This is a genomic window from Sphingomonas sp. 8AM, from assembly GCF_902506455.1.
Classification (GTDB): domain Bacteria; phylum Pseudomonadota; class Alphaproteobacteria; order Sphingomonadales; family Sphingomonadaceae; genus Sphingomonas.
The window spans coordinates 1743231-1757780 of record NZ_LR733844.1; the positions used below are offsets into that span (position 1 = coordinate 1743231).

Below are 14550 nucleotides of genomic sequence, written 5' to 3' on the forward strand. Positions count from 1 at the left end.
CCGTCATTCCCGCGCAGGCGGGAATCCAGAACCTCTGACGTTTCGCTTCTACAAATGGAGCCGCGCGTCTGGATTCCCGCCTTCGCGGGAATGACGCAGTGACAGATTTTCTGTCTGTTCAATTTCGGGGCGGCTGGCGGCGGTAGCTGAGCGCTTCGGCGACATGGATGCGCCCAATCGTCTCCGTCCCGGCCAGATCGGCGATCGTACGCGCGACCCGCAGGATGCGCGTATAACCGCGCGCCGACAGCTTCATCGCTACTGCCGCTTGCGCCAGCAACTCGCGGCCGCCAGCGTCCGGTGACGCGAAGCGGTCGAGCGCATCACCATCCAGTTCCGCGTTCGTCCGTAGTCCGCTCTCCGCCAGCCGCTTTCTCTGGACCGCGCGTGCCGCAGCGACCCGCGCAGCGACCTCCGCCGAACCCTCGGCCGGCGGTGGCAGCGTCAGGTCGACCGCGCTGACCGCAGCGACGTCGACGTGCAGGTCGATCCGGTCGAGCAGCGGCCCGGAGACCTTCGCCTGATAGTCGGCAGCGCATTTCGGCGCCCGCGCGCACGCCAGCGCCGCATCGCCGAGATGCCCGCAGCGGCAGGGGTTCATCGCGGCGATGAGCTGGACGCGCGCGGGGTAGGTGACATGCGCGTTGGCGCGCGCGACGCTGACGGTGCCGCTCTCCAAGGGCTGGCGGAGCGAGTCGAGCACTGCGCGCTGGAATTCGGGCAGCTCGTCGAGGAACAGCACGCCGTGATGGGCGAGGCTGACCTCGCCGGGTTTGACCTTGAGCCCGCCGCCCGTCAGCGCCGCCATGCTCGCGGAATGGTGGGGCGCACGGAACGGGCGCGTGCGGGTGAGCGTGCCGGCACGCAAGGTGCCCGCGACCGACTGGACCATCGACACTTCCAGCGCCTCGGCGGGGTCGAGCGGCGGCAGGATGCCGGGCAGACACGCCGCCATTAGCGACTTGCCCGCGCCCGGCGGCCCGACGAACAGCGCGTTATGGACGTCGGACCCCGCGTAAGGTACACACGATCATGACGACTTCCCAAGGTGCTGCCGGTGGTGCCCGCCGTAAGGCCTACTCATACCTCCGCTTTAGCACTCCCGAGCAGAGTAAGGGCGATAGCTACAGGCGGCAGACGACAATGGCGACGGCCTACGCCGCCAAGCACGGGCTAGATCTTGATGAGACCCTGACGTTTCATGACGTGGGCGTGTCGGGCTATCGCGGCAAGAACAAGGACGATGGACGCCTAGCCGACTTCCTAGAGGCCGTTCACGTCGGACGGGTAACGCCCGGTTCCGTGTTGCTCGTTGAGCAGCTCGATCGCCTCAGCCGCGAAGTGCCTCGCAAAGCCATCAAGGTCCTAGAGTCGATCGTGGACGCTGGTGTGGCAGTTGTAACCCTCGCAGATGGCCAGGAGTACACGGAAGCTCGTCTGGATAACGACCCCATGGCGCTCATCACGGTCGTTATTACGGCCCAGAGGGCTCACGAGGAAAGCGCAACGAAGGCTCGCCGGCTTGCTCAGGCGTGGGTGGGTAAGCGGGAGGCGATGCCTTCACGCCCGCTCACCAGCGTCGTTCCCGCTTGGCTACAGCTCAACCGCGAGCTGTCGCAGATCGAGGTCATACCCGAGCGAGCGGAGCTAGTTCGCCGCATCTTCGATCTGACCCTCTCCGGTGTCGGTAAGCATGAAATTGCAAAGCGCTTCAACGAGGAGGGCATCGCCCCATGGGGACGCGGACGCATATGGTACCGAAGCTACGTCGCCAAAATTCTCGGGAATACCGCCGTTATTGGCACCGCGGTGCCCCACGTCATGGATCACTCGACAGGCAAGCGAGTGCGGAAGCCTTTGAAGGCGGTGCTTGGGTATTACCCTCCCGTAATCCCGGACAGCGTCTTTTTCGAGGTGCAGGCCTTAGCTCACGGTCGCGCAGCACCCGCACCTGCCGCATCGGCGATCGTGAACGTCCTCTCCGGACTCGCGAAATGTCCCCGATGTGACGCAACGATGACACGCGTCCAGAAGGGTAAGAAGTCACACCCTGCCCTCGTCTGCACTCACGCCAAACAAGGTGCGGGCTGTGAGTACAAGTCGGTGAGGTACGAGACGATCGAAAGGAGGCTCATCCGTGTTTTGCCGGACCTCCTTAGAGACCGCGAGGGCCTCGATGCCGTCGAGTGGCATGAAAACGAAGTCTTCCATGCGGAAGAGACTGTACACGCCCTCCGCGATAAGATCGAGAACCTCGTTGACGCTGTCGCTGAGCGTCGATCGTCTTCGTTGCTTCAGAAGCTGTCCAGCCTTGAGGAGGAGCTGGTCCGGGCTCAATCGGAGCTGGAGGTACTTCGCGAGCGCCGGGACCTCCACGCCGGGCCCGTCCTCTGCTCAAGGATCGAAAAGGCCGCGGCGGCCATCGAGCGGGGACGTGAAGGCGACCTGGACCGGCAAAGCGTTAATTTAGCCCTTCGAGGCCTCTTTAAGAAAGCGGTAATCAATTATCCGGCAGGGACCGTGGACTTCGAATGGTCCGCCGGGGGTGTCTGCAAGGTCCACTACGGGTGGACGGCGGGCCCTTACACCGGACCGATACCCGAGAACGAAGCGACGGCCTGAGGGCCATTGCTGAAACCAGACAGGCCCGCGGGGGGCGTGTGAGAGTAAAGGCAGAGTGATGACGAAGGCAGTGGCGATGGCTCCGATCAAGGTGAAGCTGGACGAGGGGACCGCGGAGTACATGGGTGACGGGATGTTTGTGGTCGACCAAACGGACGAGAGCGGTCGCGGGGCTTCTCGCTTTCAGCGGGTCACGCTAAGCCGCAGGGACTTGGAGGCGCTACTAGCCGCGGCTTGATTGCTACTAGGGCTTGAGGCGCTTGCGGCCCTCGGTTCCTGAAGGAGCCGGGGGCTTCGTGCATCAGGTGACTCACGGAGGGCCGCTGAGGCACATCAATGACCTTAAGCCCCCTCACCTACTTCTAGGCGTCAAATCGCTCCAGCGGGGCCCTGAGCGACTCCCGAGGGCTCTACCAAGCGCCAACTTTCAGCCGGCCTCGGGAGCCGTGAAGCTCGGGGTCCAGCGCCCCTGGTCCTCCATCCGGTTCGCCGCTGTAGAGCTTCCAGCTCGCGCGACGGAGCCTCGCCGTACTCGCGCGGGTTGGCGAGCTTCTCCCTTGTCCGTTCTGGTGACACGGGGCGGAGCCGAGGTCCTCGAAAAAAAAGACCCCCAGCGATCCCGAGGAGGGAAGCTGAGGGTCAAAATCGATAACGGATTGTGGGTGTATTTTGGGTAGCGAGCCAAGACGCCGTCAATGTCATTCTGGTCGGTCGGTTCACCTGCGAGGGTTAGAATTCTCGCTCCCGGTGATTAGCGTGTGTAGGCGGGACCTTGGATGTCAGGTTCCTCAGGGGCCCCTTCAGCATCCAGCGCGGCAGCGTAGGCCGCGGCGAGCTTCGTGGGGCGGACCCCAGCTCGGTTGAGCATCTCGGCGAACGCGGCGTCCGCCTGGGCGCGGCGCATGATTGCCTCCATGCCCTGTTGGACGTTCTGGGCCCCCTCGGCCGTCATGATCTCGGCGATCCGGTCTTGGACGTCGCGCTTGAAGGCGAAGGCGCCCCGAGGGTTGCCCTGGAACAGGAGGGAACTGATCGCGCCCACGATTTGGCCGGCGGCTATCTTAGCGGCGACCTGGAGCCCGTGGCCCGAAAGCGCTTCGTCGAGTACCTCGCGGGGCGCGGTCTTGGAGTTACCGAAGACCTCGTGAGCGGTCTTGAACGCTTGGTCCTCAGCTTCCAGCCGGTCGTCGAGGCCTCCGATCGCGCCGGGGCGCTGGGCCATGGCCTCAATCGCCTCCTGCTTGGCAACGTCGCCGCCCGCGGCGGACCTGCCGGCCCCTGAGAGGCCTAAAGCCTGCCGGATGCGCTGAGCGACGTTCGCCGTCGGCTTGAGGCCCGCTTGGGTGGCGTCGTCCGCCAGTGCCGTTCGGGCTCCGGTGGTCCACGCCTCGCGAGCGTTGGGGGCCCGCATGTCGCCCATCTGAGCCGCGATCTCGGGGCCGCTGAGCTTGGCTACGTCCTGTCCGTTGGTCAGTGCCTCACGGACGCCCATCTCGTCAGCGTACATGCCTGTCACGTCGCGGTAGGCGCCGTTCTGGTCTGCAAGCTGGTTGCGGAGGTCCGAGGCGCGGGCGTTGATGTGGACCGAGTTGGTCGTGTTCCGGGGGCGGAACCCACTCGTGTCCATGGCCGCCTGACCGTTGTCCCGCATGGCCCGGATGACCTGGTCGAAGCCCTCGGTGGAGAGGAACTCGGCGGCCTCTGGGTCGAGCGTACCGTCGTTGCGCATGACGAAGCCTAGGGCCTCGGGGTTGCGCTGAGCGTTGCGGATGTTGCGGATCGCATGAGGGACGGCGTCCTGAAAGGCCGGCGTCTGCATGATGCCCCGCATCTGCGGAGTGAGGACCATCGGTTGCGCGTAGGCTTCCGCGTACATCGGGGCCGCTTCAGCGGACGCACGGCGATTGATGTCGTCGACTGCCCGAATGGGGTCGACCGCCGGGCCCAGCTCGTCGGTGATGTGCCCGCGGATGCGGGTGCCCTGTCCGGCCTGGCGGGCCATGAGGAGCTGTCGGGCCCGGCTGGTGGACGGGCCATTGCCTTGGAGGGCCCAAGAGGTAATCCGCCGGCCGGGTTCGGTGACGTCGGCGGGGACCGCGGGGACGCCCATGGCAGTCCGGCGGGCGACCTCGGCGGTGATGTTGTCCGGGGTGGCGGGGAGGTTCCCCGAACCCATCCCGGTCGCGATCGTGCCCGATGGCAGCTCTTGAGCGAGGATGCGTTCCGCTTGAGCGCGGGCAGCGTCGCCCGGCTGGGCCTGCGGACGGCCACGGAAGCGGCGAGGGACGTTCTCAAGGAACCGGGCGGTGGCGTCGGCACCTGGGATCGTCCGGCGGGCCGCGCCTGCGGCATTGACGGCGCCTCGGAGTGCCAGAGTGCCTCCAGCTCCGATCACGCCGCCTACGCCAGCCCCTAGTGCCATGTTCTCCAGGTTGCCCCCGCCGGTCTCGTTGAGGACCCCGGAGAGTGCCCCGTAGCCGCCAGCCGTAAGGGCCGCGTTGGCCATGCCAGGGAGCAAGCCGGCCCCACGGACCACGCGGGCCTCGGGGAGCGTCAAGCCGGCCACCATACCGAGCCCGGAGGCGACGGTGCTGGCATCCGAATGGTCGACGCCGAAGCGTGCCTGGGCGTAATCCTGCTCGTCCTTGCCTTGCTGGAAGGCCGCGGCCGGGTCGAAGGTCTCGTCGCCGATCGCTGACTGGACGGCGTTGTTGATGACGCCATGGATGCCGCGATCGGTGCGGGCCACCCCCGGCAGGACGCCGTCTAGAGCCGTTCCTACCGCCGCGCCGATGTTCTGGGCCAGCGAGGCCTTGGGGGCCTTTGGGAGGTTCTCGTAGACGACCCGCTTGGAAACGCGGCTGCCCTTGTTGCGGGCGGCGAGGAAGGCGTCGATGTCGCCATCTCGGAGCGTGATGCCCTTCTCGGCCGCGAACGCCTTCAGCTCGGCCTTGCCGGTGCGTGGGTTGGCGGCGAGGGAGGCATAAGCCGCCTCGTCGTCCGGTGCCAGGCGCGAGGCCTTCTGGACCTGGGCGATAACGTCCTGTTCGGTCGCGCCCTCAGGGGCCTCGACCTCATAGGTCTCGCCGTTGGGTCCCATTACTTCGAAATGTTGCGCCATGCCGCTCTTACTTCTTCTTACCGGGCAGGAAGGACGCGCCGATGGCCGCCGCCCCCGCGAGCTGACCGAGGATCGACGATGACTCTCGTGTCTCAGTGGTGCCCTTCGAGGTGCCCGACGAGCCCCAGGCGTTATTGCCGATGATGCTGTAGTAGCGGGCGAGCAGGTCGGAGTTGCGAGTGTCCTCGCCCTTCCACTTCGCGAAGTCGGCGTCGAGCTGGCCCTGCCGGTCACCCTGGAGAGCCTCGTCGGCTCCGGTCATGGCGCCATATGCTCCGTAACCAGCCGCGGTGCCCGCGCCCAAGGCGCTGATCCCAGTGCCGGCGAGGCCCTGATAGGCCGATGCGGCGGAGCCAATGGCGTTGAGCTTGTTCGCCCGTTCGCCTGCCGCCAACGAGAGCCCGCGGTTGTACGCGTCGGAGCGGATGGTCGACGAGATGTCGGCGACGCGGTCCTCGGCGCCCCGGCGTGCAATGCCTTCGGCAATGCCCGCGCGGGAGCTGTTGATGTTGCCCCCGCCGGAAGCGTCCCGGTTGAGGGTCGGGAGGGTGTCCTCGTTGAGCGTCCGGGTGACGTCGCGGGTGCTGGCGTCGATCAGTCCGGAGATGTTCGGATCGTCCGCATAGGCCCTTGCGGAGGCCGTCAGGGACGCCGTGGGGTCCTCGGCGGCGAGTGCCAGGTAGTTGTCGATCGTCGAGCCTGCCTTACCGGCGTAGCCCGCCAGATTGGACCCGATCGAGCTGAGCTGGTTCGCCGAGTTAAGCCCGGCGCCGCTTGCGTAGCCCTTGAGGTTTTCGAGGGTCGCCTTGGCGCTGTCCGACATGCCGGCGAACGTCGCGCCCTGAAAATAGGGCGTGCCCTGCTTGGACGTGAAGTCCTTCTGGGCGGCATCGAAGGCGCCCGAGAGGTAGGGCTGCTGGAACTTGGACGGCCCGGTGTCGCTCTCGCCCGACTGGGTAGTCTTGGAAGACCCGGAGAAGAGGTTACCCATGAGGCAAGCCGCCTTTGTCGCTGCAAGGGCCCTGGGCGGTGGTTTGAGCTGGTGAGGGCGTAGAAGGATCGCTTTCGGCGTCGGCCGCGTCACGCGCCGGAAGGTTGAAAAAGAGTCGCATCTGCTGCGTGATTGGTGGTGTTGGTGGGTTCATGGCTTGGTGTTCACTAGAAGTCGGTGGATACCCATTCGGGCAGAAGATCGGCGGCCTAGCGGGCCATGAGCGCGTCAAGCTTCGCCGCCCGACTAGGGTCCTCGACAGACATTCGGTCCGCCGCGAGCCGGAGGTGCTCCATCACTGAGACCCTTTTGGCGGCTTCCCCGATCGGATCATGCGGGCCGGCCACCGGATCGTCGTCGAACAAGGCCGCTTGCGAGAGGTCGATAGGGTGGCGCTTACCGCGCTGGGTGCGCGTCAGGTCGTGCCATGGCAGATAGTTGTCGTGATCTGCCCTTGGGCGGGTGGGATGAGTTCCATCGGCAAGGAGCGTGTAACCGAGGTCGTCATGTCCCGCCTCGGCTGCGATCTCGTCGGTCACTCGTCGAAGAAACGCATCGAGCATCCTATCGTATGGATAGCCCAGACCCTTTGCTACCGTCACCGCGCCGAGAGGCGATACGGCAGTGAGCCGGACGCGCCCCGCATCAGATGAGAACGGAATTATCTGGAGATGAGCGGGATCGAAGTGGGCCAGGTAGCGGCGGTCCACGGGCTTACGGGCCAGAGCGTAGAGGTCGGCGGCGGCCAGCCAGATGCCGGCCTCGTTGGTGACGATGCGGATAGGCTTACGTGTGTATGTAAGAGAACGTTCAGTGTTCATGGTCTTGTCTGGGTTCGAGGGAATAGGCGGGCATGTGACGGAGAGCCGGCGTGGGAGCTTCAAGGTGAAAAAAGAGCTTTAGAAGCCACACTACTTGTCCAAATGGGGGGATTAATTGCGGCGTCAGCGTTCAAAGCACGATTTGCATACGGTCGGACCAATGGCGCGACCGACTTAGCTCAGGCCGGGGAGTCCCATGGGTCCCTCGGTCCAGCAAAGGAACCGGGGTGTCAGAATAGGGCCGGGGTGGTGCCTATCAGGGCCGGCTAGTGCCACATGGGACCCGGATGGGACCCGCAAAATAATCGGGTGGGGACCCGGAGGACCTGCGTGGCCCGGTGGCGGCCAAAAACCTGAGGAAGTCCGCGGGTTTAAGCAGGGTCAGACCGGCGGCAGCGGGCCGCAGCGAAAGTGCCGATTTCGAGCCGAGTTGCCGCGATTTCCAATGGGCTCCCGCCGGTCCGGGAAGGGGACCCAAAATCGAAATCCCCCCATCAGCACGTCCCCCACCTCAGCCGAAACCCGCAGAAGTCCTAGGGTTTCCGGGGGATGCTAGAACCCCCGCGTGTCCTGAGGGCCTGGTGATCGGTGGGGGAGATTGGCCCTTCGAGGCACGTCGGCCGGCGATGGCTGGGGACATTCAGGCCGCAGTGGACGGTCGGGGGTGAGGTGTACAGTGTAAACAGGACAGCGAGGGACTATCGACCCGCAGGCCCTCGCCGGCTCTCAGCGTCCATCACGTCCTCCCCCTGTCTCTCACTGACATGCCATGAGGGTGCCGGGCGACGCTAGGACCGAATGAACCGCGGATCGAACGGGGCGACCTTGCTGGCCTCGACGACAGCCGCGAGGAGCTGGTGGGCCAAGTCGATCGCCTCGTCAGTCTCAAGGGCCAAAGCGCACACGCCGGGCTCCTGTACGTCGATGAGGACTACGCCGTCGCTCTCACTCACATGGGCCTTCATAGCGGCCTCCATTTATCGTCGGCTATCCTCAACGGCCCCAGAGAGACGTACGATCCCTGTCAGCTATCATAGCTCAGTCACATCAACGCTTTCCTACATGTTCCCCATGTGTTCTTCAGCGCTTCATGTCCCCAAAGCACCGTCGAGTCGTCACCGAGCTCTCCCTAGAGGTCCTGCAAGAGGCCATGCGGCGGACAGGACACAGGCGGGAACAGGTAGCAGCGATCAGGCTGGCCTTGAGGTGCCTATGGCCTGTGTGTGCCGACAAGGCCCTGCTAACGGCCTTCTGGGACGCGATCACCCGCGAGGTCGACATCGGGCGCGAGCATGGGCTGGAACGTTCCTTTGGCGCCCTACGGGCCGCTGTAGTGGGGCCTCCCCCTAGAGGCGCCACCAGCCACGGCTAGCACGCTGCTGCGCCTGAACGAGCGCCTCAGTGAGTACCGGGTTGCTTATGTAGGCCAACCGCGCCGCGGCTAGGACGGACCGTGCCGCTGCCCGTTGTGCTGCTGGTGCCTCGCCCAGCTCGTGCGCTGCCGCGAGTTGCGACCAAAGGCCGATTTTTTCGTCGTGATTGTTGAGCGTGGCGGCCAGCTCGTTGAGGCGCCGCCATTGCACGAGATTGTTCTCCAGCGCCTTCGTATGCGTACTGCGAAGGCCTGCGAACGTTGCAATGACGACTGGGACAAGGATGCCCAATAACCCAGTAAGCTCGGTGAAAGTCGTTGGGTACATGGGCCTTAATCGCCTCCATCTACATTCGCCCAGTAGGGCTTCTCGTCGGGACCTGGAGTGGCTGGTGCTGCACACAGGACCACAACGCCTGCCGGGTGAGCCGCATAGTAGCGACGGCCCTGCGGGTCGACGACGAGCATCTTGGTCCAGTCGTACGCATCCTCGACCAGGAGGGGCACGGCGGCGCCCGGGAGTGACACACGAACCCGCCGGCCCTGGTCGATCTCCCGCCGGCACAGCATCGCGAGATTCTGGCTCCAGGTTGCCTCGGGGAGCCCGATGGGTGGGCGTTCCACGCTCAGATGTCCAAGATGCCTGCGACGGAGGACGGGATGCCACAGCCCTGAGCGATCTGCTTGCAGCTCTTCAGCCCCTTCCCTCCCGACACCAGCGTGCAGCCCTTTGATTGCGCGACCGCCACCGCCTCAAAGTGGGCGAAAAGCGGAAGGCCGCCCAGTATGCTTGAGCCGTGCATCTCTTGCATCGTGGTGGCCGCGGCGTGGTCGGCAACCGTAGTCCGAATATACCGCCGCGGCTTGATCGCTGTGACGAGGGGCCACAGATGCGGGTATACCTCCTTCATCTCCTCCGACACCGATTTCATAATCAGCATCTCGCCGCGCCGGATCGCGTCTATGACGGCGGCTTTGGCGGAGTTCGACGTCGTTGTTAGAGCGTCCGTCAGCCCGTGCAGGTCGATGACCCACTTGGGCGCAACGGTTACGGAGTTCGCTGCCGCCATGCGCTAGGCGGCTCCGAAAAGCTGTTCTTGGTAGACAGGTTTTAGGCCGCTGAGCCGATAAATATCGATCTCGTCGAGTTGCCCCATTCGTCGGGCTCTCTGAAGAAGCGTCAGTAGACGGGTGCCGTATTGCGTCCGCTTATCCCTGAGTGGGTCGGGCGTGCCACCGCTGCTCTTCTCGGCCTGATCGCCGGAGGGCACGAAGTTCCGATTGCCGAACTTCGACTTCCACAATCTGTAGTCGCTCCGTTGGAGATGCCCCGTCTGCACTAGGCGAACAAAGGTGGCCTCTTGGCTTAAGCCGAGGCGCTTGGCGAAGAGGCGGATGAAGTCATCGTCAGGGATGGCCCGGTACCGAAAACGTTGCAGCGCCGCTTCGACGAGCCGCTTGGGTGCGAGGAGGCATGCCGCGAACCGGTTGCAGAAGCGCTCTATCCGGTTCCTGACAATCGAGGGGTTTGACGCACCTTCTTTTCGGATTAGTACGTGACAGAACTCATGGGCCAGCGTGAAGAGCTTGCGTGCCTTGCTGCTGTTCGTGGTGTTGATGACGATCGTGTGGGGGCCGTCGTCAATGTGGACATACATCCCCGCGGCTTCGTCATTCTTGAATTGGCGATGGAGCACGAGCACGCCTAATCGCTCGACGAAGGCTCGAAGGCTTACATAGAGCTTGTTTGCGTCCTGCCACTCAAGTTGCTGCTCGTCGGAGATGCCCCAGCGAGTGCGCCAAACATGGGCGAGTTCCTCAGCCTCGGCGGGCCCCAAGCGAGAGATTGTAACGGGTGCGAGGCTTTCATCAAGACTGAGGTCTAGATCAAGCGCAGATAGGGTGCTCGACAGCCCCTCGACGTAGCTGATGGCCTGGAGCGTTCCCTTCTGAAACTTGCCGATACTCGGCGAGGCCGTCCGGAAATCAACCGATGGGAACAAGGGTAACTTTTGGCGGGTGAAGAGAGCCTGGAGCGGGACCGCAAGCTCTTCAGCGACGGATGCAATCTGATCATCCCTGAGATCGGCACCGCCATCAATGGCCTTTTCGAGTCTGTCCAGCGGCACGCCACTTCGCGTTGACAGGCTGGCCAGATCGAGGCCGCGGGCTCTAAGTACGTTCGCTAGGGCTTCGGCGGAAATTTTCACGTGTGTATCGACTTATTCCCTTGGGACAGTGCGACGGCCGGGCTGACCTTCGGCCAGCTCGCAAACGTCCAGACCGTTGGCATCGGACTGTATCTGGCGTTAGCGGTTATTCAAGCCGTATCAAGCACCGGCGTGGCCGGACTGTCGCGGCGACTGGCTACCCTCAGGAGCGCCGTGGCTACGAAGCGCATGAGAACGGAGATCGACAACGTGCGCCGTCTAAGCGGGGAGGTCAGCGGGATCGAAATCGGCTTCCACGACCTGAACCGGCGCCTCCTAGGCTTGGTCAGCATCCTCTTCACGGTGAGCGTCGGCTACTTCGCTTACTGTACCATCTGGCAAAACATCGACGCTGGCCACGACGGCGTGTGGTTCATCTTCTTCTACTACCTCGCGCTGCCAATAAGCATTTTCTTCGGCGTGGCGGCCCTCATCTGGAAACGCTGCCGTGACACGGCCAAGCACGTGAAAGAGGCAGAATCCCGCATCCGCCGCGCACTCCTCGGCCTATAGCTGCGTCCAAGGTCGGACCAGCACAGGCAGCTCGCAGCGAAACCGCCATTTGCGAACGCGATCCGCCGAGATCCCAACGGGCTCCCCTTGGACGGCGGAAGGCGACCCGTGGGTGCGCAGGGGGACCCAAAGCGGACCTAGGCGGGGCGAGCAGGCCGGGAGGCGAGATTGGAGTGGCTGACGGCAGTCGCCATCATCTCCGGCCTCCCCGGCCCTACTCGGCGCCATTGGGCCCCCGCTGGGCCGGGCCTGCCACACACGGATGATATTAGGTCGCGGTCTGTCGCTTTCGGGTACACCCTCGCGCATTCACCTCAATGCGACACATCGCCGTCGCATTTTGGATTGACGAGCATTTATGCGACAGGCAAAAGCATTACATCTTAGACCCATATGCAACAGGATCGACGATGGCGAACGTGATCGGCTACGCACGAGTTTCCTCCGAGGACCAAGACTGCTCGATCCAGGAGGAGGCGCTGAGGGCCGCCGGATGCAACATCATTCGCTCGGAGAAGAAGAGCGGCGCAGGCCGTCAGGACCGAAGCGAGCTGGAGATCGTGCTGGCCTTCCTCCAGGCTGGGGATACGCTCGTGGTCACTCGCATCGATCGCCTTGCGCGGTCCGTCAAGGACCTGGAGGACATTGTGGGCGACCTGCGGGCCCGCGGGGTGGCCCTCAAGGCGACCGAGCAGCCGGTGGACACCTCGACGCCGGCCGGCAAGGCCTTCCTCCAGATGCTGGGCGTCTTCGCCGAATTTGAGACGGCCCTGCGGCGCGAGCGACAGATGGAGGGCGTCGCCAAGGCTAAGGCCGCTGGGGTCTATAAGGGCCGGCCAGCCACGATCGATGGCGCTCGCATCCGCCAACTGAAAGCTGAGGGCGTGAGTCCCAGCGAGATCGCGCGTAAGCTCAACATCAACCGTGCCAGCGTCTACCGGGCCCTTGATAAGGCCAGCGAGGTCGCGCGGTAAGGACACGAGGAGCGAGGCCCCTTACGTGCCCGAGAGGTCCTCATGGTTGGACCGTGATTATCAACCCTCACGATCCCCTTCAGCTTGAAGTTACCAAAAGTCCCTATAAGGGGGATGTACAAGCATGATAATGGTAACTCCCAAAGCGGCCCTAAGGCTCTGTAGCGGATCGGTCCTAGCCGAGAAGGCCCTTAAGAACCTAAAGGCCGCCCTCACCTCATTCGGGTCCAACTTGTCTCCGCCCGCCGAGATGGCCCTCTCTGCCGTCCTCACGAGCATGGAAGCCGGCTTGAAGGGCGAGTTGCCCCCGTCCTTCTACCTGTCCGCAGTCGATCCGGGGAACGGCAAGTCCCTCGCAGTTGCCATGTTCCTACGGGCCTACAAGGCTTCCGGATTCCTTCCAGCCAACGGCGTTCTCGTGCTCGTGTCCCGCCTAGCGGAGATTGAGGCCTACCTCGTGAGCGCCGGTCTGGACCGAAACGAGGTTGCCGTTCTCACGAGTGATCCCGCAACTAATGCCTTGGGGGCTCCAGAGGCGCTCCACGATCAGGCGCCGATCATGTTCACGACCCAGCAGCGCCTTGCCGCTCGCGGGGCGAAGTCTACGATGAACGCCCTGCCCGCCTTCTTCTATCAGGGTGCGCCGAGAGCGCTTCGGGTCTGGGACGAGAGCATTCTCCCCGGCGAAGAGAAGACGGTGAAGGTCGATGACCTCGGCGCCCTCCTGGGACCGCTCAGGGCCTCAAGGAAGGCCATGGCGGCGTCGGTGCAGTCTACAATGGTCAAGGCTTGGAGCGCGCCGCCTAGCGACGTCCTGACGATACCCGAGGACCTGGGCGGAGGCTGGGGAAAGGCGTCGGCTCATGTAGGGTCCGCGGAGCTGGCAGCACTCGCGGGACACGAGGCTCGCGTAATCAGTTTCGGCGGCGATGTTCGACTAGCTGGCGCTGCTCCCACGCTTCCTGCCGACTTCGCACCCGCCGTGGTCCTTGATGCGTCCGGGCGGGTCCGTGAGACTTATCGACTGTGGGAGAGCCGCACGGCCTCGCTCACCAGATTGCCATCAGCAGTGAACGACTACAGCGACATGACTGTCCATGTGTGGCGACATGCCGCCGGCAAGCGGACACTGGCGGACGCCAAGGCCCGCCGACCGATCGTCGAGGCAATCGTCGAGGCTATCTGTAACCAGCCGGCCGAGGAGTGGCTCATCGTCCACTACAAGGACGTCGGAACGCTTGTGCCCGAGGTGCGCCTCAAGCTCGATCCCGAGGTTGCCGATCGCGTCCACGGGCTGACTTGGGGGCGCCATCACGGCACCAACGCCTTTGCTCACGTTCCCAACATCGTTCTCGTAGGCTACCCCGACTACGGAGAGCACGGCTACGAGGCGGTGGCTGCGGCGGCGATTGGCGACGGGAAAGTGCCGGAGCTTACTGAGGAAGAGCGTGTGGCGCTCCGGGAGGGCGAGGTGGCTCACAACATCCTGCAAGCAGTCTGCCGCTCTCACGCCCGCGCGGCTCAGGATGGCGTTGCCGGGGCCTGTCAGGTCTATCTTTGCATGTCGCCAAGCCTAAACCTTCGAGCCGTGCTCGACAGATGCTTCCCGGGTCACCAGCGCCGCGCCTGGGCGCCAGGAGCATCGGCGGAACTAGGAGGCCGCAAGGGTCAATTGGTTCGTTACCTGACCGACCTTTTCGAGGCATCCCCCGAAGCCGTCGTGCGAAAGGGCGAGGTGACCGAGGCGCTCAGCTTGCAGCGGCCGGCCCTTTCTCGGCTCCTCTTGGACGGTGCGGTTAAAGAAGCACTTGACGCGTTGTGGATCGAGGAGAGTCGCTTAAGCTTCCAACTTCGGCGCCCCTCGTTCAGGCCTTATCCAGGCGGCGGCTTCAATGTGAGGGACCTCCTCCGCTAATTCGCCGGGGC

The 14550-nt window shown here is 64.2% G+C and carries 11 protein-coding genes and 1 pseudogene; 4 read left to right on the plus strand and 8 right to left on the minus strand.

The window, feature by feature from the left end; translation table 11 throughout:
- Positions 1–118 precede the first annotated feature (118 nt).
- Positions 119–1000 (minus strand): annotated as a pseudogene (locus BACI71_RS08250) (YifB family Mg chelatase-like AAA ATPase); the annotation flags it as partial.
- A 32-nt stretch (positions 1001–1032) separates the two neighbouring features.
- Here BACI71_RS08250 and BACI71_RS08255 point away from each other — a divergent pair.
- Positions 1033–2622, plus strand: coding sequence for a recombinase family protein (locus BACI71_RS08255; RefSeq protein WP_159757430.1), 1590 nt, complete (start codon positions 1033–1035; stop codon positions 2620–2622).
- A gap of 751 nt (positions 2623–3373) precedes the next feature.
- On the opposite strand, the gene BACI71_RS08260 is transcribed toward BACI71_RS08255, so the two are convergent.
- The 7 genes from BACI71_RS08260 to BACI71_RS08290 all read right to left on the minus strand — a co-directional run bounded on the left by BACI71_RS08260 (position 3374) and on the right by BACI71_RS08290 (position 11137).
- On the minus strand, positions 3374–5743 hold the full coding sequence (locus BACI71_RS08260; protein ID WP_159757433.1) for a hypothetical protein: 2370 nt from the start codon (positions 5741–5743) through the stop codon (positions 3374–3376).
- Between the two features lie 7 nt (positions 5744–5750).
- A complete protein-coding gene (locus BACI71_RS08265) occupies positions 5751–6734 on the minus strand; it encodes a hypothetical protein (protein ID WP_159757436.1) in 984 nt (327 codons plus the stop codon).
- Positions 6735–6943: 209 nt separating this feature from the next.
- Positions 6944–7555, minus strand: a complete 612-nt coding sequence (locus BACI71_RS08270; RefSeq protein WP_159757439.1) for a hypothetical protein — start codon at positions 7553–7555, stop codon at positions 6944–6946.
- Positions 7556–8343: 788 nt separating this feature from the next.
- Positions 8344–8520, minus strand: a complete 177-nt coding sequence (locus BACI71_RS08275; protein ID WP_159757442.1) for a hypothetical protein — start codon at positions 8518–8520, stop codon at positions 8344–8346.
- Between the two features lie 381 nt (positions 8521–8901).
- On the minus strand, positions 8902–9255 hold the full coding sequence (locus BACI71_RS08280; RefSeq protein WP_159757445.1) for a hypothetical protein: 354 nt from the start codon (positions 9253–9255) through the stop codon (positions 8902–8904).
- A gap of 298 nt (positions 9256–9553) precedes the next feature.
- Positions 9554–9997: a hypothetical protein gene (locus tag BACI71_RS08285; RefSeq protein WP_159757448.1), complete on the minus strand. Its 444-nt coding sequence runs from the start codon at positions 9995–9997 to the stop codon at positions 9554–9556.
- Between the two features lie 3 nt (positions 9998–10000).
- Positions 10001–11137, minus strand: coding sequence for an ImmA/IrrE family metallo-endopeptidase (locus BACI71_RS08290; protein WP_159757451.1), 1137 nt, complete (start codon positions 11135–11137; stop codon positions 10001–10003).
- Between BACI71_RS08290 and BACI71_RS08295 the strand changes: the two genes are divergently transcribed.
- The 3 genes from BACI71_RS08295 (at position 11138) to BACI71_RS08305 (ending at position 14539) form a co-directional block, all read left to right on the plus strand.
- Positions 11138–11650, plus strand: a complete 513-nt coding sequence (locus BACI71_RS08295) for a hypothetical protein (RefSeq protein ID WP_159757454.1) — start codon at positions 11138–11140, stop codon at positions 11648–11650. It begins immediately after the preceding gene.
- Positions 11651–12060: 410 nt separating this feature from the next.
- Entirely contained in the window at positions 12061–12624 is a 564-nt protein-coding gene (locus BACI71_RS08300) for a recombinase family protein (protein ID WP_159757457.1), read from the plus strand.
- A 124-nt stretch (positions 12625–12748) separates the two neighbouring features.
- The gene (locus tag BACI71_RS08305) at positions 12749–14539 is read left to right on the plus strand and encodes a hypothetical protein (RefSeq protein WP_159757460.1); all 1791 of its coding nucleotides are present in this window, start codon (positions 12749–12751) and stop codon (positions 14537–14539) included.
- The last annotated feature ends 11 nt before the right edge of the window (positions 14540–14550 follow it).

Excerpts from the sequence above, each read along its gene's own strand:
- BACI71_RS08280 (WP_159757445.1), bottom strand. The coding sequence starts at position 9,255 with ATGTACCCAACGACTTTCACCGAGCTTACTGGGTTATTGGGCATCCTT.
- BACI71_RS08260 (WP_159757433.1), bottom strand. The coding sequence starts at position 5,743 with ATGGCGCAACATTTCGAAGTAATGGGACCCAACGGCGAGACCTATGAG.
- BACI71_RS08265 (WP_159757436.1), bottom strand. The coding sequence starts at position 6,734 with ATGGGTAACCTCTTCTCCGGGTCTTCCAAGACTACCCAGTCGGGCGAG.
- BACI71_RS08285 (WP_159757448.1), bottom strand. The coding sequence starts at position 9,997 with ATGGCGGCAGCGAACTCCGTAACCGTTGCGCCCAAGTGGGTCATCGAC.
- BACI71_RS08275 (WP_159757442.1), bottom strand. The coding sequence starts at position 8,520 with ATGAAGGCCCATGTGAGTGAGAGCGACGGCGTAGTCCTCATCGACGTA.
- BACI71_RS08300 (WP_159757457.1), top strand. The coding sequence starts at position 12,061 with ATGGCGAACGTGATCGGCTACGCACGAGTTTCCTCCGAGGACCAAGAC.
- BACI71_RS08255 (WP_159757430.1), top strand. The coding sequence starts at position 1,033 with ATGACGACTTCCCAAGGTGCTGCCGGTGGTGCCCGCCGTAAGGCCTAC.
- BACI71_RS08270 (WP_159757439.1), bottom strand. The coding sequence starts at position 7,555 with ATGAACACTGAACGTTCTCTTACATACACACGTAAGCCTATCCGCATC.
- BACI71_RS08305 (WP_159757460.1), top strand. The coding sequence starts at position 12,749 with ATGATAATGGTAACTCCCAAAGCGGCCCTAAGGCTCTGTAGCGGATCG.